This is a genomic window from Bhargavaea sp. GQ12 (assembly GCF_059758705.1).
In genome coordinates this window covers 67,382-87,561 of sequence record NZ_JCAXEU010000007.1, presented here as the reverse complement: position 1 = coordinate 87,561, position 20,180 = coordinate 67,382, and the positions used below count along the sequence as shown (strand labels likewise).

General features: G+C 52.3%; 20 protein-coding genes. 18 read left to right on the top strand and 2 right to left on the bottom strand.

The window, feature by feature from the left end; genetic code table 11:
- Window positions 1-12: 12 nt before the first annotated feature.
- Window positions 13-501, top strand: coding sequence for a dihydrofolate reductase (locus AC6CHQ_RS08610; protein ID WP_251240235.1), 489 nt, complete (start codon window positions 13-15; stop codon window positions 499-501).
- A 66-nt stretch (window positions 502-567) separates the two neighbouring features.
- Here the strand turns inward: AC6CHQ_RS08610 and trhA are convergent, their stop codons facing one another.
- A complete protein-coding gene (trhA, locus tag AC6CHQ_RS08605; RefSeq protein ID WP_498081341.1) occupies window positions 568-1,197 on the bottom strand; it encodes a PAQR family membrane homeostasis protein TrhA in 630 nt (209 codons plus the stop codon).
- Window positions 1,198-1,300: 103 nt separating this feature from the next.
- Between trhA and AC6CHQ_RS08600 the strand changes: the two genes are divergently transcribed.
- The 14 genes from AC6CHQ_RS08600 to AC6CHQ_RS08535 all read left to right on the top strand — a co-directional run bounded on the left by AC6CHQ_RS08600 (window position 1,301) and on the right by AC6CHQ_RS08535 (window position 13,129).
- On the top strand, window positions 1,301-2,140 hold the full coding sequence (locus AC6CHQ_RS08600) for a DegV family protein (RefSeq protein WP_498081340.1): 840 nt from the start codon (window positions 1,301-1,303) through the stop codon (window positions 2,138-2,140).
- Between the two features lie 60 nt (window positions 2,141-2,200).
- The gene (locus AC6CHQ_RS08595; RefSeq protein WP_245744294.1) at window positions 2,201-3,007 is read left to right on the top strand and encodes an SGNH/GDSL hydrolase family protein; all 807 of its coding nucleotides are present in this window, start codon (window positions 2,201-2,203) and stop codon (window positions 3,005-3,007) included.
- 13 nt (window positions 3,008-3,020) lie between these two features.
- The gene (locus AC6CHQ_RS08590) at window positions 3,021-3,596 is read left to right on the top strand and encodes a YpmS family protein (RefSeq protein ID WP_092052092.1); all 576 of its coding nucleotides are present in this window, start codon (window positions 3,021-3,023) and stop codon (window positions 3,594-3,596) included.
- A gap of 10 nt (window positions 3,597-3,606) precedes the next feature.
- Window positions 3,607-4,131 carry a peptide-methionine (S)-S-oxide reductase MsrA gene (msrA, locus tag AC6CHQ_RS08585; protein ID WP_498081339.1) on the top strand — a complete coding sequence of 175 codons (525 nt, stop codon included), beginning with the start codon at window positions 3,607-3,609 and terminating at the stop codon, window positions 4,129-4,131.
- 4 nt (window positions 4,132-4,135) lie between these two features.
- Entirely contained in the window at window positions 4,136-4,567 is a 432-nt protein-coding gene (gene msrB / locus AC6CHQ_RS08580) for a peptide-methionine (R)-S-oxide reductase MsrB (protein WP_092052093.1), read from the top strand.
- Window positions 4,568-4,616: 49 nt separating this feature from the next.
- Window positions 4,617-4,835, top strand: a complete 219-nt coding sequence (locus tag AC6CHQ_RS08575) for a YozE family protein (protein ID WP_092050983.1) — start codon at window positions 4,617-4,619, stop codon at window positions 4,833-4,835.
- Window positions 4,836-4,935: 100 nt separating this feature from the next.
- A complete protein-coding gene (gene deoD, locus AC6CHQ_RS08570) occupies window positions 4,936-5,637 on the top strand; it encodes a purine-nucleoside phosphorylase (RefSeq protein ID WP_424237187.1) in 702 nt (233 codons plus the stop codon).
- 96 nt (window positions 5,638-5,733) lie between these two features.
- A complete protein-coding gene (locus AC6CHQ_RS08565; protein WP_498081338.1) occupies window positions 5,734-7,221 on the top strand; it encodes a lmo1851 family serine protease in 1,488 nt (495 codons plus the stop codon).
- 57 nt (window positions 7,222-7,278) lie between these two features.
- Window positions 7,279-8,178, top strand: a complete 900-nt coding sequence (locus tag AC6CHQ_RS08560) for a CobW family GTP-binding protein (protein WP_498081337.1) — start codon at window positions 7,279-7,281, stop codon at window positions 8,176-8,178.
- Window positions 8,179-8,194: 16 nt separating this feature from the next.
- A complete protein-coding gene (yoyC, locus tag AC6CHQ_RS08555; protein ID WP_424237189.1) occupies window positions 8,195-8,425 on the top strand; it encodes a protein YoyC in 231 nt (76 codons plus the stop codon).
- Between the two features lie 174 nt (window positions 8,426-8,599).
- Window positions 8,600-9,484 (top strand): CAP domain-containing protein, encoded by an 885-nt coding sequence (locus AC6CHQ_RS08550; protein WP_498081336.1) that lies wholly within the window; start codon window positions 8,600-8,602, stop codon window positions 9,482-9,484.
- A 128-nt stretch (window positions 9,485-9,612) separates the two neighbouring features.
- Window positions 9,613-11,016, top strand: coding sequence for a spore germination protein (locus tag AC6CHQ_RS08545; RefSeq protein WP_498081335.1), 1,404 nt, complete (start codon window positions 9,613-9,615; stop codon window positions 11,014-11,016).
- Window positions 11,013-12,047: a GerAB/ArcD/ProY family transporter gene (locus AC6CHQ_RS08540; protein WP_498081334.1), complete on the top strand. Its 1,035-nt coding sequence runs from the start codon at window positions 11,013-11,015 to the stop codon at window positions 12,045-12,047. Before AC6CHQ_RS08545 ends, AC6CHQ_RS08540 begins: the two co-directional genes overlap by 4 nt.
- Window positions 12,044-13,129, top strand: a complete 1,086-nt coding sequence (locus tag AC6CHQ_RS08535) for a Ger(x)C family spore germination protein (protein ID WP_498081333.1) — start codon at window positions 12,044-12,046, stop codon at window positions 13,127-13,129. Before AC6CHQ_RS08540 ends, AC6CHQ_RS08535 begins: the two co-directional genes overlap by 4 nt.
- A gap of 84 nt (window positions 13,130-13,213) precedes the next feature.
- Here the strand turns inward: AC6CHQ_RS08535 and AC6CHQ_RS08530 are convergent, their stop codons facing one another.
- The gene (locus AC6CHQ_RS08530) at window positions 13,214-14,572 is read right to left on the bottom strand and encodes an MATE family efflux transporter (protein ID WP_498081332.1); all 1,359 of its coding nucleotides are present in this window, start codon (window positions 14,570-14,572) and stop codon (window positions 13,214-13,216) included.
- 102 nt (window positions 14,573-14,674) lie between these two features.
- Here AC6CHQ_RS08530 and murG point away from each other — a divergent pair, with 102 nt between their 5' ends.
- The 3 genes from murG (at window position 14,675) to odhB (ending at window position 20,123) form a co-directional block, all read left to right on the top strand.
- Window positions 14,675-15,760 carry an undecaprenyldiphospho-muramoylpentapeptide beta-N-acetylglucosaminyltransferase gene (gene murG, locus AC6CHQ_RS08525; RefSeq protein ID WP_498081331.1) on the top strand — a complete coding sequence of 362 codons (1,086 nt, stop codon included), beginning with the start codon at window positions 14,675-14,677 and terminating at the stop codon, window positions 15,758-15,760.
- A gap of 256 nt (window positions 15,761-16,016) precedes the next feature.
- The gene (locus tag AC6CHQ_RS08520; protein ID WP_498081330.1) at window positions 16,017-18,833 is read left to right on the top strand and encodes a 2-oxoglutarate dehydrogenase E1 component; all 2,817 of its coding nucleotides are present in this window, start codon (window positions 16,017-16,019) and stop codon (window positions 18,831-18,833) included.
- A gap of 30 nt (window positions 18,834-18,863) precedes the next feature.
- Entirely contained in the window at window positions 18,864-20,123 is a 1,260-nt protein-coding gene (gene odhB, locus AC6CHQ_RS08515; RefSeq protein ID WP_498081329.1) for a 2-oxoglutarate dehydrogenase complex dihydrolipoyllysine-residue succinyltransferase, read from the top strand.
- Window positions 20,124-20,180: the final 57 nt, after the last annotated feature.

Sequence of the window (20,180 nt, the reverse complement as noted above, 5' to 3'; positions counted from 1 at the left end):
GGAGGACAAATGATGATTTCCTATATTGTGGCACACGATCCGGATCTCGTGATCGGGAAAGACAACCAGTTGCCCTGGCATCTGCCGGGTGATCTGGCTTATTTCAAGAAACAGACGATGGGCAAAGCGATGGTGATGGGACGCAAAACGTTCGAATCGATCGGCCGTCCGCTCCCGGGCCGCCTTAATGTCGTCGTCACCCGCAATCCTGAATATGAAGCCGAAGGAACTGTTGTGGTAAACACAGTCGAAGACGCCATCAGCCGGGCGGAGGAATATGCCCCGGAAGTGATGGTCATTGGCGGCGCAGGTCTTTTTAATGAGCTGATGGACAAGGTCGACAGGCTCTATGTCACGCTCGTGAAGCAGTCCTTCGCAGGGGATACGTATTTCCCTGAATACAAGGACGGCTGGGTCCTGGTTTCCCAGTCCGAAGAACACCAGTCCGACGACGGGGTTCCTTACGATTACCGGATCTATGAAAGGAAGCAGACACTTTGAATCCGGTCCGCAGCATCAGAACGGCGTAAGCCGCATTAAAAAAACAGCCGGATATCCGGCTGCCGCTCAGGCATAGAGCAATATGGAAAAGTACATCGCGGCACTTCCTCCAATCACGAACAGGTGCCAGATGGCGTGATTGTACGGGATGCGGCGCCATGCATAGAAGATGGCACCGAAGGTATAAAACAGCCCTCCGATGACAAGCAGTACAATTCCTTCTGTCCCGATCACGGCATGCAGCGGGCGGAGCGCGAATACGATCAGCCAGCCCATCGCGATATAGAAAACAAGTGATACCGCTTCATAACGGTGGATGAAGAATACCTTGAACAGGATTCCGAGGATAGCAAGTCCCCAGACGATACCAAACAGGGTCCAGCCGAGCTTGCCACCCAATGACGTCAGGACCAGCGGTGTGTATGTTCCTGCAATCAGAATGTAGATCGATGAATGGTCGAGGATTGAAAAGAATCGCTTATATTTGACAGGCATACTATGAAGCAATGTAGACATGAGGTACAGCACAAGCATCGAGACGCCGAAAATGGTATACGCAGTGATATGGAGTCCGGAGCCGTACTTGCTGCCCTTCAGGATAAGGAAGACCAGTGCGGGGATGCTCAGGATAAAACCGAGTCCGTGTGTAATCGCATTCCATAATTCTTCCTTTTTGTTTTTATAATCGAAGGCCAACGCCTCCACCTCTCTTTCCTTGACTTAGCTGTCCGCCGAATTCTATTCTTCTTTTACCACCAATAACAGCAAGCGAATCAGCAAAATCTGAAAGGGCGACAATATGACAACCATTCATATCGTAACAGACTCAACAGCAGATATCAGCAAGGAGACCGTCAGCGAGCTCGGCATCCATGTCGTGCCGCTTTCCATCCAGATCGGAGGACAGACATATGTCGATCGGGTCGACCTGTCCCCGGAAGAGTTCCTGGACATGATGAAACAAAACGAAGAACTGCCCAAAAGTTCACAGCCGCCTGTCGGTGTTTTCAAGGAACTGTACGAGTCCCTTGGAAAAGATGGAGGAAAGATTCTCTCCATCCATATGACCGGCGGAATGAGCGGAACCGTAGAATCCGCCAGGGCCGCAGCGGAACTGGCGGATGCCGATGTTACCGTTGTGGATTCGGAATTCATTTCCTTTGCACTTTCGTTCCAGGTGCTCGAAGCCGCAAGGATGGTGAAGGACGGGAAAGACTTCAATGAAATTCTTGAGCGTGTCGACACCGTCAGGAAAAACACCGCATTGTATGTGGTAGTGGATACACTTGAGAACTTGGTCAAGGGAGGCAGGATCGGCAAGGGGAAGGCGATGATCGGTTCCCTTATGAATATCAAGCCGATCGCAGCACTGAAAGAAGGTGTCTACACGCCCGTCAGCAAGGCGAGAAGCCATAAGCAGGTTGTCCGTCAGCTTTTTAAGGACTTCAAGGAGCAGACGGTCGGCCGGAAGCTGCGTGCGGTCGGTATCTCCCACGCCAATGGCATGGCGATGGCTGCACCGCTTAAGCAGATGATCGAAGAAGACGGATTCCAGGACGTGAAGCTGATGTTCACATCTCCCGTCATCAGCACCCATACCGGTCCCGGGGCAATTGGATTCATGTACTACTGGGATTGAGCATGGATGGCGGGGAGCCTGGGGTTCCCCGCTTTTTGGTTCGAAAAGGGGTAAATAGAGATGAAAAAAAGGATTTGGATTCTTGCGGCGGCCCTTTTCCTGACCGGTTGCTTACCGGGCAGTGACCCCGTAAGCTTCGGCACAATGGAGGATCGCGGCTTTGGGCAATACGAAGTGCCTCCGACTTTCGCTCCGAGAACGGTCGTGCTGGTCGGCCTTGGGGATTCGCTTACTCAAGGTGTCGGTGACGACCGGAAACGGGAAGGATACGTCGGCCGTCTCGCGGTTAAGATGGAGGAATGGAAAGGTGTAAAGGGTGTCGTGGTCCATAATCTGGCAAAACGAGGCAGACGGAGTGATCAGCTTGCAGAGCAGCTGTCAGATCCCAGGGTTCGTGAAACCATTGCCGAAGCGGACATTCTCACTTTGACGATCGGTGGAAACGATCTTATGAAGGTCGTCAAGGAGGATTTGTTCAGCCTGGACGCGAAAGCGTTTGAAGGGAAACTGGAGCCGTTCATGGACCGTCTCTCAACTTCGCTTTTCCAGGTGCGGCGGGCAAATCCGGACGCGGTCCTCATCGTTCTCGGTCTTTACAACCCGCTGACGGTCGTGACTGACGAGGAAAGTGAATTTGACGGAATTCTGTCCGACTGGAATGCGGTCCTTGAAGATGCCGCGGTGGCAGATGGAAGGGCTTGCTATGTTCCTGTGGACGACCTGTTCATCACCAACCGTGATCTTGTTTATCATACGGACTTTTTCCACCCGAACGGCAAGGGGTACAGCAGGATGACGGACAGGATCATGGACGCACTCTCACGGTGCGGTTTGAACCGGCTGTCCGGAGGGGAATTGGAATTTTGAGAGGTGGATGCCGGTGAATAAATGGAAACTCGCTTTCTTTCTTTTGGCGGCGCTGATCGTGACAGGCGCCCTGGCATTTGTGTTCTGGATCAGCCGGCCGGTCGAGGGAACCCCTCTTCCGCTGGCCGCTCCGGCTGCTGACGGGGCAGACAGGCTCACGGTGACCGCCTCCCGCGAGGATCTGGAGGGAATCGCGAATACGTATATCAGGCAGGCCATCAACAATGACCGGATTCCGGTCAAGCTTGAATTTGAGGATGATGTGCTCCTCGTGTCCGAACTGACGGTTTTTGCCGTCCAGCTGCCGGTCACGATGCACTTTGAACCGGAGGTGCTTGACGACGGCAACCTGACGCTTAAACAGAAATCGGTGGAAGTCGGCAACTTGACGATTCCGCCATCCACCATCCTGAAACTTCTGGGTGATACAGTAGGACTGCCCGCCTGGATGGTTGTCCGGCCGAAAGAAGAAGAACTGTTTATCGATTTGTCCAGGCTGCCGGTTTCGGGCGGCATCCAGGTGAGGGCAAAAGAAATCAATCTTCCGCAGGATGATATCGAACTTGAAATTCTCATCCCGCGAAAATAGGAGGCATCGTATGGCAACCGAAAAAGCGATTTTTGCAGGGGGCTGCTTCTGGTGCATGGTGAAACCGTTCCACAAGTATGAAGGGGTGGAATCAGTCATTTCAGGTTATACGGGCGGCCATGTCCCAAACCCGACTTACAGGCAGGTATGTTCAGAAACGACCGGCCATTATGAAGCCGTTGAAATCACCTTCAACCCTGAAGTCATTTCGTATGAAGAGCTGCTTGATATTTTCTGGCGGCAGATCGATCCGACCGATCCCGGCGGCCAGTTTTTCGACCGCGGAGACTCTTATCGGACAGCAATCTTCTATCTTGACGAGGACCAGCGCTCGGCGGCCGAGCAGTCCAAAGAAGGACTTGAAGCAGCCGGTAAATTCGACGGGCCGATCGCCGTACAGATCCTTCCCGCCAAAGAATTTTATCCGGCAGAGGAGGAGCACCAGGACTATTACATGAAGAACCCTGCCCATTACAATCGCTACTTTGCGGGATCGGGCAGAAAAGCATTCCAGGAAACCATGTGGGAGGAGTGACATGATGAATAAAGAAGAACTAAAGAAGAAGCTGACTCCGATGCAGTATCAGGTCACCCAGGAAAACGGCACTGAGCCGCCATTTCAGAACGAATACGATGCACATTTCGATGAAGGGATCTATGTCGATATTGTATCCGGAAAACCGCTCTTTTCATCAAAAGATAAGTACGATGCGGGCTGCGGGTGGCCCAGCTTCACCAAGCCGATCGAGGACACCGAAGTCACAGAGCACTTTGATACAAGCTACGGAATGAGACGCACGGAAGTTCGGAGTAAAAGTGCCGACTCCCATCTGGGGCACGTCTTCCCGGACGGGCCGATGGAGGCGGGCGGACTTCGCTACTGCATCAACTCGGCAGCTCTCCGGTTTGTACCGAAGGACAAGCTGGAACAAGAAGGGTACGGCAACTATCTGAAACTGTTCGGGGAATAAGTACCCGGTTGATATCAGATTATGAAACATTCAGGAAGGCGGTGGTCCGGTGAGGCGGACATTTTATCAATTCCTATTGTCCCACCGGGGAGGCCCGCAGGACGACCCGCGCGCGGTTTTCGCGGAAGCGGCTTTTCTCGATCATGAATTCCCGAAGGACGAAACAGGTTTCGACCCGCTGTCGCGCTATCTGGAAGTGCGCGCGGACCCGGATATGCCGTCGCGTGTATTTGATGAACTTTGGGAAGAATACCGGGAGACCGACTAAAATTTGGCGTCCGTATCAAGCGGACGCCTGTGTTGTGATTGCGGGCGGTAGCAAAACACGATATGATTGAAAAGAATTTGTGAAAGCGGGGTTTGACTAAATGAGCATACACATCAATGCAAAAAAGGGCGATATCGCCGACACGATCCTATTGCCGGGCGATCCGCTCCGCGCAAAGTACATTGCAGAAACATTCCTGGAAGATGTCGAGCAGTTCAACGAAGTCCGGAACATGTTCGGCTACACCGGAACCTACAATGGAAAGCGGGTTTCCGTAATGGGTACCGGGATGGGCGTACCGTCGATCTCCATTTATATCACAGAACTGATGCAGGAGTATGACGTACAGAAGCTGATCCGCGTCGGCACATGCGGTGCGATCCAGAAAGATGTCAAGGTCCGTGACGTCATCATTGCACAGAGCGCGTCAACGAACTCCAAATTTAACGAGATCACTTTCAAGGGTATCGATTATGCTCCGACGGCAGATTTCGATCTCCTGCTCAAAGCTTACGAAGCAGGACAGGAAAAAGGCCTGAACCTGAAAGTCGGCAACGTATTTACGGAAGATCTCTTCTACAGTGATGATTCGGATCACAAACAATATGCTGAATACGGCGTCTTGGCCGTCGAGATGGAATCGGCTGCACTCTATACGCTTGCTGCAAAATTCGGTCGTCAGGCGCTTTCAATCCTGACGGTGAGCGATCATATCCTGACAGGCGAAGCGACATCCTCCGAGGAGCGCCAGACGACATTCAACGAAATGATCGAAGTCGCCCTGGAAGCGGCTATCCAGTAATGAAACGGATTGACCGCCATCGTACGGTGGCGGTCTTTTCCGTATATCGGCCTGCCGCAAACGCAGCGGGCTTTTGGTTGAAAGTGGTGAATCAACATGGACGAAAACGAAAATCGAAATGGCAACGGTCATGAAGACAAGCAAGAGACACCTGCTGGGCGCTACCTTCGCATCAAGCCATTTTTCCTGCTGATGCTCATGTTCGGCCTGGTTCTCCTGACTGCGGGTGTGACGTTTTTCGCGCTGACTGTCGGAGAAGACAAAGTGGTCGAGGTCGTCTCTCCCAAATCCGAGCGGGGCGAATTCAGCAAGCTTTACGACGCGTACGACGCGGTGAAAAAGCAATACTTCGAGGATGTCACTGATGAGGAGCTTGTGAACGGGGCGATCAACGGCATGGTTGACGCCTTGGGTGATCCTTACTCCGATTATCTGGACCAGACCGAGGCTCAGCATCTGAATGAAAGCATTTCATCCAGTTTTGAGGGGATCGGCGCAGAAATTCAGGAACGGAACGGCCAGATCATGATCGTCTCCCCGATCAAGAACTCACCTGCAGAAAAAGCCCATCTGCAGCCGGATGACATCATCATGGCTGTAGACGGCGAAAGCCTGCAGGGCAAATCATCGACAGAGGCAGTCACGCTCATCCGCGGCGAAAAAGGGACGGAAGTCACCCTGCAGATCGAGCGTGCGGGGCTGGAAGAGCCGATTGATGTGTCAATCACCCGTGACGTGATCCCGATCGAAACGGTTTATGCCGAGATGGTTGATGATGAAGTTGCTCACATCCAGATCACGAGTTTTTCGGAGAACACATTCGATGAGCTGATTGAAGCCATTACGGCAATGGAAAAAGAAGGCATGAAGGCGATGGCCATCGATGTCCGGCAAAATCCGGGCGGCCTGCTCAGCACAGCGATTGAAATTTCGAACCTCTTTATCGAGGAAGGCGAAGGCCTGTTCCAGATTGAAGAGAAAAGCCAAAAGCCGCAGATCACCTACGCGACAGGCGGCAATAAGGTGAAGCTGCCGGTCGTCCTGCTGATTGACGGCGGCAGCGCATCGGCCTCCGAGATCCTGGCAGGCGCTCTGATGGAGTCCGCCGACATCCGCACTGTAGGGGAGAAGACATTCGGTAAAGGCACCGTCCAGTCGCCGCAGGACTTCCAGGATGGTTCGAACCTTAAGCTGACGACAGCCAAATGGCTGACGCCTGACGGTAACTGGATCCACGAAAAAGGGGTCGAGCCGACGGACCCGGTCGCCTATCCGGAATATGTGAAGCTTCCATATATTGATCCGAAAAAACCGATGCAGGACGGGGATACGTCAATGACGATCCTCTCCGCCGAACAGATGCTGGAAGCGGTCGGCTTTGATCCGGGTGAAGCAGACGGAGTGTTCGACGAATCGACAACGGATGCGGTCCGCGACCTTCAATCTGATGCCGGCCTTGAGGAAAGCGGCATTCTTGAAGGGGACACGACATTCGCTCTCATGGACAAGCTCCGTGAAAAGATCGAAACCGACGACCCGATGCTGAAGAAGGCGGCGGAACTTCTCCACGAACAACTGAAATGACGACATCGGGCGGGATCCAAAAGGATCCCGCCCGCTTCATTGAAAGGATGATCAATCATGACAGAAGTATATATTCTCAGCGGTTTTCTCGGGAGCGGGAAAACATCCCTGCTCACAGGGCTGATCAGGCAGGCCAAAGAGGAAGGGCTGAAGCCGGGGGTTATCATGAACGAACTCGGCGAACTCGCTTTTGATTCGGAAGCGGTGGAGGACGGGGTGCCTCTAAAAGAAATCTTGAACGGGTGCATCTGCTGCACCGGCTCGGAGAAGACGGAATCCCAAATGCAGGCGCTGCTCCATGAAGATGTTGATATCATCTTTATCGAGACGACCGGAGCCGCGCATCCGGTGGAAGTCCTAGATGCCGTCCACTCGCCGCTGTTTGGAGAAAAACTGGATGTGAAGGGAATCGTCACCGTGGCGGACGGAAGGCGTTATCTTTCCGCTGAAGGCATGACTCCTCAAGTCCGGATGCTGTTTATCGAACAGATCCGTCATGCGGGATTCATTCTCCTGAATAAGAGCGATCTTCTGTCGGATTCCGAAAAGGCGGAAGCCGTGATGGGCATCCAGTCCCTGAACCCCGGTACACAAATCATCGAAACCGTGAATAGTAAGGTTTCCCTGGCCACACTCCGCAGCATGGCACAAAAACGGTCCGGTATTCCGGTGCAGAGTGCGGGCATCGGCAGCCACCTCCCGATCGGCACTCGACTTGTGACATTCAGCGAACCGGTTGCCCGTGAAGCATTTGAGAATTGGGTCCGCACACTTCCGGAAACGGTGTACCGGATAAAAGGATATGTACCGCTTGAAGGAAACAAATACCCGTCGCTGTTCCAGTATGCCTACGGGATGGTCCAGTGGATCCCCGAGTATATGAACATGCCGGCAAACCTTGTCCTGATCGGTGAGGGCCTCTCTGAAATCCGTGTGCCGGGTACTCATCATGAATGAGCAGGAGCAACTGGTCATGGCTTACCGCAAGCTTTGGCCGGGGAGGGCAGCGGCACAGAATGCCACTTCCTCTGACGAAGTCAGGAAGCTTGCCGAAGACGAGTTGTCGGACAGGCTGACCCATCCCCGGCTGAGGAAAGACCGTCCATCCAAGCTGGCAGAAATAGAAAAACGCATCCGGACTTCCTCACTTTCCGATGCGGACCAAGATATTCTGATCCGCTTTTATCAGTCTCTGATGCCCTGATGTCAACCGCACATGAAATGAAATAGTAGGGCGTCCTGGCGGAGATTTCCTATGAATCATCCGCTGGGATGCCTATTTTCAAAGGTTTCGGGAGTGGTTGGTCTTTAAGGAAAGTGCTGGAACGATATGCATGACGGCCTGCGTGTACGATGGTGCCGAAGGGAGGAATTGAGAATGAAAAAAACGATTTCCGTTCTCGCCATGAGCGCGGCACTTCTTACGCCGGGGCTCACTGCGCAAGCACAGCAGACAACAGAAAGCGAACAATTCCAGAAGATCAATGTGGAAGGGGTGTCCCTGCACTCATATGTTGCCGGAGAGGTAATCCGCTATAACGGCGAAGACCTGTCCAAGCTGGACATCCAAAGCCTGATCCAGAAAATCCTTAAAGAATATGGCTACAAGCTTCCGGCACAGAATGCCGGACTGGAAAAGCCTGAAACTGCAAAGCCGGTGGTTCCTGCAGAAGAGGAAAAAGCTGAACAGCCGAAACCTGCGCCTGCCCCAGCTCCAGCACCGGAACAGCCTAAAGAAGAAAAGCCTGCACCGGCCCCTGAAAAGCCTGCAGAGCAAAAGCCTGAGGTGGAAAAGCCTGCGGCACCTGCCCCAGCGCCAGCTCCTCAGCAACCGTCCCAACCATCGGCTGAGCCGACTGAGCAAGCACCACAGCAGACTGCCGGCCTGAGCGCGGTAGAACAGAAAGTCCTTGACCTGACAAACGCCGAGCGTGCCAAATCCGGTCTCAAGCCGCTTGCTGCAGATGCGAAACTGATGGATGCGGCACGGGTAAAATCCGCAGACATGCGCCAGAACAATTACTTCTCGCATACTAGCCCGGTCCACGGTTCCCCGTTCGACCAGATGAAAGCAGCCGGAATCAGCTACAAGAAAGCTGCAGAAAACATCGCCATGGGTCAGCGGACTGCTGAAGAAGTCGTGAAAGGCTGGATGGAATCGCCTGGCCACCGCCAGAACATCCTGACGCCGGAATTCACTCATATCGGTATCGGATATGACTCTAATGGACACTATTGGACTCAGATGTTCATCCAAAAGTAATAGATACAGTAAGAGCACCCTGCCCGGGTGCTCTTTTCTTATGCCGTGTTTGAGTGTTTACGGTGCAGGATTTTTGAATAAAAATCCCTGCCTGTGGATGATACTGACGGGAAGGGGTGATTCGATTCATGGACGATCAAACGATACAGATCATAAAAAATGAATTCAAAAACTCCGCTGATTTTCTGGTGAAAGAAGTTGAATTGGCAGGAGTTGACGCCTTTCTTTGCTTTTACTCCACGATGATTGATGCTGAAATCGTCAGCAGGCAGCTAAGGCTGCTCGAGGAAAGAGTGGAGAAGGGAACCAATGGTTGGGGAAGCAGTGCTGCCACGTCAGCCGAAGCCTTTCATAAAGAAAAGCTGGTTACCGCCATCTGCGAAGGCAGCGCCGTGCTGGTTTTTCCCAAATCTAACCTGATGCTCGAAATCAAAGCTGCCGCTGTTCCGGAACGTTCTCCGGATGAACCCGTCAATGAGCAAGTGGTACGGGGGGCGCATCTCGGATTTGTAGAGAACTTCAGTACGAATATTGGTCTTCTAAGGAACAAACTGAAACGTTCCGATCTTGTCGTGGAAAGTTTCCAGATGGAGAAAACCGTCAGCAAGCTTAACATTGTTTACTTGGCAGATCAGGCCGCACCCGAGGTCGTGCAGGAACTCCGGGAACGAATGGAAAATGTCCCTCATAAGGAATTCTACTCGTCCGGGCAACTGGAAGATTATATCGAAGACCGGATCCTTTCGCCGTTTCCTCAATTCTTGACTACAGAAAGGCCGGACAGAGTCACTTATAATCTTCTGGAAGGGAAGATTGCTGTTTTTACAGACAGTTCACCTACAGTCATACTTGGACCGGTGAACTTGTTTACATTTTATGAATCACCGGATGACTATACAAGCCGCGTGCTTGTTGGAAGCTTTTACAGGATTGTCAGACTGCTTGCGTTTTTTCTGGCCATTCTCCTGCCTTCATTTTATGTTTCGGTCATGAGCTTCCACTCCGAAGTCCTTCCCGTTGAACTGACCTCACAAGTGAAGGCCAGTGTCAAGGACATCCCATACCCGCCGGTTTTCGAGGCATTGCTTTTGGAATTATTTATTGAACTGATCCGTGAGGCAAGCATCCGGCTGCCGCAACCGATCGGTCAGACCGTAGCGATCGTGGGAGGGATTGTAATCGGGGATGCCATCGTGAGTGCCGGTTTTGCATCGAACCAGATGGTGATTGTTGTTGCGATGACCGCAATTGCAGGTTTCGTTGTTCCTTCCCCTGAACTGAATATGGTGATCCGTATGCTCCGCTTCCCGTTCATGGTGCTGGCCGCCACATTCGGCTTCCTGGGTATGCTGATCGGGACACTGATCTTATTTGTCCACTTGCTGAACCTGTCATCTCTGAAGCAGCCGTATCTGACTCCGGTGATTCCGTTTGATCCAACGCGCTTCAAGGATGTGTTCTTTCGGGTGCCCTATTACCGGCCGGACAGGCAACAGCCGTTTTTCCGTCTGGGAGGGAAAAAGGCAAAATGAAACTGCACATTACTTCTTTACAGCTTTTTCTGATGCTTTTTATCGCCATGACCGGTACAGTTTTTGTTTCATTCCAGTCACAACTGATCATCGCTGTGGGGCGAGACGCTTGGTGGCTTTTTCTGGTCCAGGGGATTCTTATTTTTCCTCATCTCTGGCTGTTTAACCGGTATTACCAAGATTTCAAGTGGAAAGGACCTATTGCGTTTCTATATGGCGCTTACTGGTTTCTTGTGATGGCGAGTTTTTTAGGTTACATCGGCTATACGTTGAATGCATGGGCCTATCCGAAGACACCAACATTCATCATCCTGTTACTCGTCGTTATCGTCCTTTTTTATCTGATGAGCAGCCGCGGTGAAACAGCCGTCAATATCGGAGTGATATTGCTTCCGATGATAGTGCTGTTTATGCTGTTCGTTTACATGGGGATTAACCATGCGGTATGGACCAATCTTTTCCCTGTCGGGGAGGCAAGTCTTCAGGAACTTCAGAAAGGCTCGTTAAAAGCTCAGATGCCGTTTATCGGAATTGAATTGTTTCTCCTATTAAGAACGTTTGTTCCAGGGAAGTTAAACGCGTGGAAAATCGTAGTATACAGTGGGGTCTGGCTATTGTTCTTTATGCAGATGCTGATCATACCGCTTGTGTATTTCGCGCTGGAAGAATTCAGGCTGGTCCCGGAGCCGATTATGTTTATGCTGAAATCCCAGGACGTCGGATTTATGGAACGGCTTGATCTGCTGTTCGTTTATATCTGGCTGGCCTGGTCATTTGTGACGTTGGGGGTTTATGCTTTCTCGGTCATGCAGCTGTTGCCGAAAAAAATGAAGCAACACCGCACGAAAAGTGCTGCTTTATTCTGTGTTCTTTTGTTGGCTGTAGGATCTCGTTTGGGGACGAAGGAGACCGTGCGCCTTAATGGCAACCTCCTTCTATATGCTCACCTTATTTTTGCGATCGCATTGCCGTTTGTTGTCATTCTGGTCAGCAGGATTCTCAGCAGAAAAAGGAGAGGAAAGCCGGCATGAAAAAGTTGATGACCTGTCTGGTGCTCTGTATCCCAGTTCTTGCAGGATGCTGGGATCAGGTTAGCTTTCGGGATTTGCAGGTGGTGACCCTGATCGGGATTGAAGGGGAGAAGGGTGATGTTACCATCCATTTTACGTTTCCGGCGCATACTGATGACCAGGTTGAGTATCTGACTGCAAAAGCACAGGGGTATTCATTTGCCAATGCGAAAAATGAAATCAATGTGCGGACCAGCGAAGTCATCGACATTTCCCAGCTTGATGTCCTTTTGATCTCTGAGGAAACTGCAGGGACAGACCTTTATGACAGCTTGGATAATTTGTACAGAACTCCACGCAACAGGCTAAGCAGTAATGTGGCACTGGTACAGGGGGAGATGGATGCGTTCATGACGCAAAACAAATCAAAGGGGATCGGTAAAAATGTGCCGGACTTTATTACACACCTGTTGAAGACAAGTGATGATTACTCACTCACCGTCAACCATGATCTCCAGGAAGTCTGTACTCTGTTGTTCGCAGAGGGGAAAGATTTGGCACTTCCGGTCCTGAAAATTGGCGAAGATTCCGGGCATCCAGAAATTGCAGGAACCGCATTGTTTCAAGGGAAATCCGCAACCGGAACGATGCTGACCACCAGCGAAGGCAAGATTTTGGCCATCATGGAGCAGAACCCGGGAAAGTTCTTGAGAGGCACCTATGAAGTGGAGTTGGAAGGTGAAGAGTTTTTCATGACCGTCGAGTATGTAAGCGGCAAAAGAAAATGGGACATCCAAGGCGAAAAGGTCAGGATGTCCTATGACATCGAAGTTGAGATTGAAGAGTTTCCGCATGGTGCCGTTTTGGAAAAGGATCGGATGGAAACAGCCGAAAAACAATTATCTGAACTCGTTACTGCCGATATGGAAAATCTGCTGGAGATCTTGCAGGGGGCCGGCAGTGATGCGATAGGACTCGGCTATCAAGTGCGGGCGTTTCACCCCGAACTCTGGAAAAAAGGAGATTGGCACGATACATTCTCTGAGCTGGATATAACGGTCGATGCAAACATCACTATCAGGAGGACTGGAATTTTAAACTGATAGGCCCCCAGACTTTCCTTTAATGCCAAAACAAACCCACGGAGACGATGAGCAGCCTCCGTGGGTTTTTGAGTGCGGTATAAGCTAAGCGATAGGGATTCTTTGTTTTTTTCTCTGGATTATAAGAAGGCGTACCGAAAGCGTAATCGCCCCTGCGGTCAGACCTGTGATCAGTCCGATCCAGTAGCCGAACGGTCCAAGTCCTGTGTTATTGGCGATCAGGTAGCCGACCGGAAGGCCGATAACCCAGTAAGAGATGATCGCCATGATAAACGTGACATTCACGTCTTTGTAGCCGCGGAGTGCTCCCTGGACAGGTGCCTGCACCGCGTCCGAGAGCTGGAAAAATGCGGCGAAGATGAAGAACTGGACCGCAAGCCGGATGATGGCTTCGTCCTGCGTGTATAGAGAGGCAATCCCTTCGCGGAACGTGACGAGAATGAAGATGGATATCAGACTGAAGAAAATGGCCATCGCCACACCGAGCCAGCTGTACTGTTTTGCTTCTTTCCATCTGCCCGCGCCGGCTTCCTGGCCAACGAGGATGGTCGCACCCATCGAGAGGCTGAGCGGGATCATATAAAGAAGCGAAGTGAAATTGAGCGCGATTTGGTGGGCGGATATTGTCTCGGTCGAGTAGCCGCTCATAAAAAGAGTGACGACAGCGAAGATACTCGTCTCAGTAAAGATCGAGATACCGATCGGAACTCCCAGGAAGATGATCTCCTTCCAGCGGGGGAGTGAGATCCGCTGCCATCCGCGGTAAAGACGGTGCCGCTGAAACGGCCGGTTCCTATGGGAGACGAATATCGCGATAGCCAGGATCAGCCAATATGTAATAGCAGAGGCGACTCCCGCACCGATGCCGCCGAGTTCAGGAAAACCTGCCTTTCCGAAGATGAACAGCCAGTTAAGCAGAATGTTCACCGGAGCGGAAATGAGCGTGATCAGCATCGTGACGCGTGTCGCGCCAAGTGCGTCGATAAAAGATCGGATGACCGTGTAGGCAAACAGCGGTACCAGTCCGGCGCTCATCGCCGTGAGATAGCCCGATGCCACCTCACGCACCTGTTCCTCCACCGGCATCTGTCCCAGTCCGAGATGAATGACCGCCTGCAGGAGTATGAAAACCACTGCAGACAGTGCCAGGCTGATATACAATCCCTGCTGAACTGCCGGCCTCGCCTCTTCTTTCCGTCCCGCACCGATGGCCTGTGCAACGATCGGTGTCACAGAAAGCAGGATGCCTGCCAATCCGGTATAGACCGGATTCCAGAAGGAGGAGCCGATCGTCACACCGGCAAGATGCTGGGAATCATATCGGCCGGTCATGAGGATATCGAAGAACGTCATCAGGTACATGGCCACCTGCGTGATCAGGATCGGCCCGATGACTTTTGCCATGATGCCCGCTTTCAGGCGAAGCGGTTTCTGTTTTTCCATCCTGCCCGACCTCCTGTCTGTTAAAATACTTGCGTGCAGCTGTGTTAGGATGGATAATGCGTTCATATGTATGAAACACTGTAAATGAATTGAGGGAATAGCATGAAACGACCGAACATCATCCTCACGGGCGGAGGGACGGCCGGACATGTTTCTCTGAACCAGGCAATCATTCCATCTTTGTCTGAACAGGGTTACGACGTCCATTATATCGGTTCCCGGGATGGAATTGAAAAGAATCTCATCACTGGTTCTTTCCCTTCCGTTCCTTACCATGAGATCTCGAGCGGAAAGCTTCGGCGCTACTTTTCAATGAAGAACTTTTCCGACCCATTCAAAGTGGGAGCGGGCGTGCTTCAGGCGTACCGGATCATCCGGAAGCTGAAACCGGCGCTTATCTTTTCCAAAGGGGGGTTCGTCTCCGTACCGGTTATTCTGGCCGGCCGGATGGCAGGAGTCCCGGTGGTTATCCACGAATCGGATGTAACGCCCGGCCTGGCCAACAAACTGGCGATGCCGTTTGCCGATCATGTATTCACTGTGTTTCCGGAAACGGTCCCGCATGTCAAAAAAGCGGAAGCGACCTGCACGGGTCCGGTCATCCGCCAGGAACTCTTCGAAGGGTCGAAGGATGAGGGGCTCCGCATTGCCGGATTTACCGGCCGCAAGCCGGTCCTTCTCGTAATGGGAGGCAGCCAGGGGTCGGCAGTGCTGAACGAAGCGGTGAGGTCGGGTCTGCCCGAGCTTTTGAAAACGACCGATATCATCCATCTCTGCGGTAAGGGCCATCTTGACACGGCACTTGAGCAGATGGAGGGCTATGCTCAATTTGAATATGTCACGGATGAATTGAGCCACCTGCTCAAGGCGGCTGATTATGTCGTGTCCCGGGCAGGTTCGAACTCTATTTTCGAATTTCTGGCCCTGCGCATTCCGATGCTTCTTATCCCTTTGTCTGCTGAGAAAAGCAGGGGGGACCAGATTCTCAATGCAAGACTGTTTGATAAAGCAGGTTTTGCAATCGTTCTGCAGGAAGAGGAGGTCGGGCGCGAATCATTCCTCGAATCCGTCCGGTCCCTGCAAGCCAGTTCTCAGGATATCATTCTCAGGATGGAACATGCAGAGCCTCCGAAAACACCCGGCGAGATGGCTGAACTGATCCTTTCACATTCCGGCAAAAAGGACTGAATCCGGCTAAAAATGTTTAGTGATGCCGGTTCTCTGGTATTCTTAAGGCATGTATCCGCTTACAACGGACATGCCTTGTTTTTTTGTAAAAAAAGATTGTATTTTGTCGGTACAGTAGTAAGATTGAATTGGACAAAAACGCAGGCGTTGCCTTATATGCCGTTTGCTTTAAGTGTCAGGAACGGCATGCTAAAATTGATGCGGACCATTACAATAGAGCTAGACGATGCCAGCGTAAAAAGTGGAGGGTATCTACATGTCAAACAATTTTGGTGCTCCCGGTTCGCCTTGGGGAACTTTCTCCGGGCCTAACCTGGGGTATGTGATGGAACAGTATGACCTGTTCCAGAACGACCCGGATCAGGTCGACCCTGATCTGGCGGAACTTTTCAGGAGTTATGGTGCTCCGGTATTGCCGGACTCCGCTGCAGGCACAGCCGAGGCGGCAACAGGCGCTTCGCCGGTACAATTTGGAAAAATCGTCGCCGCAGCGCAGTTGGCGGATTCTATCCGACACAACGGCCATCTTGCCGCGAACATCTTCCCGCTCAAGGACCGAGAACTGGATAATTCCCGGATTGTCCCTTCCGCTTACGGCCTTACTGAAGCGGACCTCGTATCGATGCCGGCATCGATTTTCTTCCATGAACAAGTTCCGGAAGGTGTATCGAACGGCCTTGATGCCATCAACCATCTGACGCGCATCTACACGGGCAAGGCGGCGTATGAATTCACGCAGGTCATCAACCCGGAAGAACGCAGATGGCTGCGTTCGTACATCGAGTCAGGCAAGGTCAAGCCTGGGCTGGATGACAGCAAACGCCAGGAATTGCTTGACAGGCTTACGAAAATCGAAGGATTCGAAAAATTCATCCACCGTACATTCGTCGGTGCGAAACGCTTCTCCATCGAAGGCTTGGATTCTCTTGTCGTCCTTCTCGACGAGCTCGTCCATAGCGCACATGAAGAAAAGATGAAAGAAGTTCTTATCGGCATGGCACACCGCGGCCGGCTGAACGTCCTAACGCATGTGCTCAACAAGCCGTACGAGGTCATGCTTGCCCAATTCGCAGGCCTTGATGAAGAACCATTCGTTCCTGAAGATGGTTCCCTGGAACTGACTCACGGTTGGTTCGGTGATGTGAAGTACCATATGGGCGCCACTTACACGGCTCCGGACGGACTTAAAGTCAAACTGGCCTATAACCCGTCCCACCTTGAAGTCGTCAACCCGGTCATTACCGGCCAGACTCGTGCGGCTCAAGAAGAAACCGGCCAGCCCGGCATTCCGGAACTGAATGAGAAAGACGCATTGGCCGTTCTTGTTCACGGGGACGCCGCATTCGCCGGACAGGGCATCAATATGGAGACAATGAACTACAGCCGCACAAACGGATACAAGACGGGCGGTTCGGTCCATGTCATCGCAAACAACCGGATCGGGTTCACGACTGAATTCTTCGATTCCCGCTCGACCCGATATGCCTCCGACCCGGCCAAAGGCTACGAGGTACCGGTCATCCATGTTAATGCGGACGATCCGGAAATGGTCATCGCCATCGCAAGATTTGCATTTGAATACCGCAACCAGTTCGGCAAGGACATCCTGATCGACCTCGTCGGCTACCGCCGCTATGGACACAACGAGATGGATGAGCCGCTCGTGACCAACCCGATGATGTATCACAAAGTACATCAACACCCGACAGTCCGTGAGCTGTATGGCAAAGAACTGTCTGACAAGGGCATAGTCAAGCCGGAAGAAGTTGAAAAATTAGACGAAGACACATTTACGCTGCTCCAGGAATCCTATGACAGGGTGAAGGAGACGTCCAAGAAAGAGACAATGGACAACAGCACACCGGAAGCCATCATGAACGGTTATCCGGGTGTTGAGACCGGTGTGTCCGAAGACCGTCTTCGCAAGATGAACGAAGAACTGCTGAACTATCCGGAAGACTTCAATGTCTTTAAAAAGCTTTCCCGCATCCTGAAGCGACGGGAAGAGCCATTCAACGGCAAAGGCAAGATCGACTGGGCACATGCTGAGACACTTGCATTCGGTTCGATTCTTCAGGATGGCCATCCGATCCGCCTGACCGGACAGGATTCCCAGCGTGGGACATTCGCCCATCGCCACGTCGTCCTTCACGATGAGAAGGATGGCAAGGAACTTGTTCCGCTCCACCACATCAGTGATGCCAACGCATCTTTTGCGGTCTATAACAGCCCGCTTAGCGAAGCATCGATCGTGGCTTATGAGTTCGGCTATACTCTCGAGAACAAAAACGCTCTCGTCCTCTGGGAAGCCCAGTACGGCGACTTCGCCAACATGGCCCAGATGATGTTTGACCAGTTCATCTCTTCGAGCGCTTCGAAGTGGGGACAGACTTCAGGACTTGTCATGCTTCTTCCACACGGTTACGAAGGACAAGGACCGGAGCACTCCAGTGCACGTCTTGAGCGTTTCCTTCAGCTTGCGGGTGAAAACAACTGGACGGTCGCAAACCTTTCGAGCGCAGCGAACTACTTCCATATTCTCCGCCGCCAGGCAGAGCATCTTGGTGAAGAATACAGCCGCCCGCTCGTCATGATGTCGCCGAAGTCCTTGCTGCGCCATCCTCTCGTAGGTGCAGATGTCGAAGATCTGACGTCCGGCAAGTTCCAGACTGTCATCGAGCAGCCGGGTCTCGGGAAAGATCCGAAGAAGGTTGAGCGAATCGCATTTGCCAGCGGCAAAATGGCGATTGACCTCGCGGAACAGATCAAAGATGGCGAAGGCTACGAGTGGCTTCATGTGATCCGTGTCGAACAGCTTTATCCGTTCCCTTCTGACCGCATCGCAGAGATTATCGAGCGCTTCCCGAATGTAAAAGAATTCGTTTGGGTTCAGGAAGAGCCGAAGAACATGGGATCATGGTCGTTTGCAGAACCGTTTGTGCGAGAACTTGCACAAGAGAAGCCTGTCCGCTACTGCGGCCGCATCCGTCGCTCAAGCCCGTCGGAAGGTGACGGCAAGTCGCATAAGATCGAACAGGACCGCATCATCAAGGAAGCACTGAGCAAATCCTAAGATTTGCCTGATTATAAGGAGGAATCCACCGTGGCAGAAATCAAAGTGCCAGAACTTGCAGAATCCATCACGGAAGGTACGGTCGCCCAGTGGCTGAAGCAGCCCGGCGACACTGTCGACAAAGGCGAATTCATCGTCGAACTCGAAACAGACAAAGTCAACGTTGAGGTCATCTCCGAAGAAGCGGGCGTCGTCCAGGAACTGCTCGCAGAAGAAGGCGACACAGTAGAAGTGGGCCAGGTCATCGCTGTTGTCGGCGAAGGTTCCGGCGCTGCCGCTGCTCCGTCTGAAAAGCCTGCAGCAGAAGCTGCACCTGCTCCAGATGCAAAAAAAGAAGAAAAACAGGCAGCACCTGCTGCAGCTGTTGAAGCAAGTGAAGAAGCAGGCGCGGCTGACCGCACGATCGCAAGCCCGGCTGCACGCAAACTTGCCCGCGAAAAAGGCATCGACCTTGCTTCGATCACACCGGTTGACCCGATGGGCCGTGTACGCGTCCAAGACGTAGAAGCGGCTGCATCAGCTCCGAAGCAGGCACCTCAGCAACAGTCTGCCAAGCCTGCGGCACCAGCTGCCTCCTCGGATGAAGAATCCGGCCGCGTAACACGCGAGAAAATGTCGCGCCGCCGCCAGACCATCGCTAAGCGTCTTCTGGAAGTCCGCCAGAACACGGCGATGCTTACAACATTCAACGAAATCGACATGACCAATGTCATGGAACTGCGCAAGCGCAAAAAAGATGAGTTCGAGAAGAAGTTCGGCGCACGCCTCGGCTTCATGTCGTTCTTCACGAAAGCGGTCGTCGCTGCTCTCAAGCAGTACCCGTACGTGAACTCCGAACTCGACGGCACTGACCTTCTGCTGAAAAACTACTTTGATGTAGGCATCGCGGTTTCTACCGAAGAAGGCCTTGTCGTACCGGTAGTTCGTGACGCAGACCGCAAGAACTTCGCTGAGATTGAAAAAGACATTGCAAACCTTGCAACAAAGGCACGTGACAAGAAGCTTGCCCTGTCCGACCTTTCCGGCGGTTCGTTTACGATCACAAACGGCGGCGTCTTCGGATCGCTCTTCTCCACACCGATCCTCAATGGCACGCAAGTCGGTATCCTCGGCATGCACACCATCCAGAAACGCCCTGTGGCAGTCGGCGACAACGTGGAAATCCGTCCGATGATGTATGTCGCGCTTTCGTATGACCACCGTGTCATCGACGGCAAAGACTCCGTCGGCTTCCTGAAGACTGTTAAGGAAATGATCGAGAATCCGGAAGACCTTCTCCTCGGTTCTTGATTGGATCTTGATGAAAAACGCCTCTATATGAGGCGTTTTTTGTTTGGGCTCTTTTCG

Coding starts and splice junctions, on each gene's coding strand:
- AC6CHQ_RS08610 (WP_251240235.1), top strand. CDS start 13: ATGATTTCCTATATTGTGGCACACGATCCGGATCTCGTGATCGGGAAA.
- yoyC (WP_424237189.1), top strand. CDS start 8,195: ATGGCTTACCGCAAGCTTTGGCCGGGGAGGGCAGCGGCACAGAATGCC.
- AC6CHQ_RS08535 (WP_498081333.1), top strand. CDS start 12,044: ATGAAAAAGTTGATGACCTGTCTGGTGCTCTGTATCCCAGTTCTTGCA.
- deoD (WP_424237187.1), top strand. CDS start 4,936: ATGAGCATACACATCAATGCAAAAAAGGGCGATATCGCCGACACGATC.
- AC6CHQ_RS08600 (WP_498081340.1), top strand. CDS start 1,301: ATGACAACCATTCATATCGTAACAGACTCAACAGCAGATATCAGCAAG.
- AC6CHQ_RS08560 (WP_498081337.1), top strand. CDS start 7,279: ATGACAGAAGTATATATTCTCAGCGGTTTTCTCGGGAGCGGGAAAACA.
- msrB (WP_092052093.1), top strand. CDS start 4,136: ATGAATAAAGAAGAACTAAAGAAGAAGCTGACTCCGATGCAGTATCAG.
- msrA (WP_498081339.1), top strand. CDS start 3,607: ATGGCAACCGAAAAAGCGATTTTTGCAGGGGGCTGCTTCTGGTGCATG.
- AC6CHQ_RS08550 (WP_498081336.1), top strand. CDS start 8,600: ATGAAAAAAACGATTTCCGTTCTCGCCATGAGCGCGGCACTTCTTACG.
- AC6CHQ_RS08595 (WP_245744294.1), top strand. CDS start 2,201: ATGAAAAAAAGGATTTGGATTCTTGCGGCGGCCCTTTTCCTGACCGGT.
- AC6CHQ_RS08530 (WP_498081332.1), bottom strand. CDS start 14,572: ATGGAAAAACAGAAACCGCTTCGCCTGAAAGCGGGCATCATGGCAAAA.
- murG (WP_498081331.1), top strand. CDS start 14,675: ATGAAACGACCGAACATCATCCTCACGGGCGGAGGGACGGCCGGACAT.
- AC6CHQ_RS08520 (WP_498081330.1), top strand. CDS start 16,017: ATGTCAAACAATTTTGGTGCTCCCGGTTCGCCTTGGGGAACTTTCTCC.
- AC6CHQ_RS08540 (WP_498081334.1), top strand. CDS start 11,013: ATGAAACTGCACATTACTTCTTTACAGCTTTTTCTGATGCTTTTTATC.
- AC6CHQ_RS08545 (WP_498081335.1), top strand. CDS start 9,613: ATGGACGATCAAACGATACAGATCATAAAAAATGAATTCAAAAACTCC.
- AC6CHQ_RS08565 (WP_498081338.1), top strand. CDS start 5,734: ATGGACGAAAACGAAAATCGAAATGGCAACGGTCATGAAGACAAGCAA.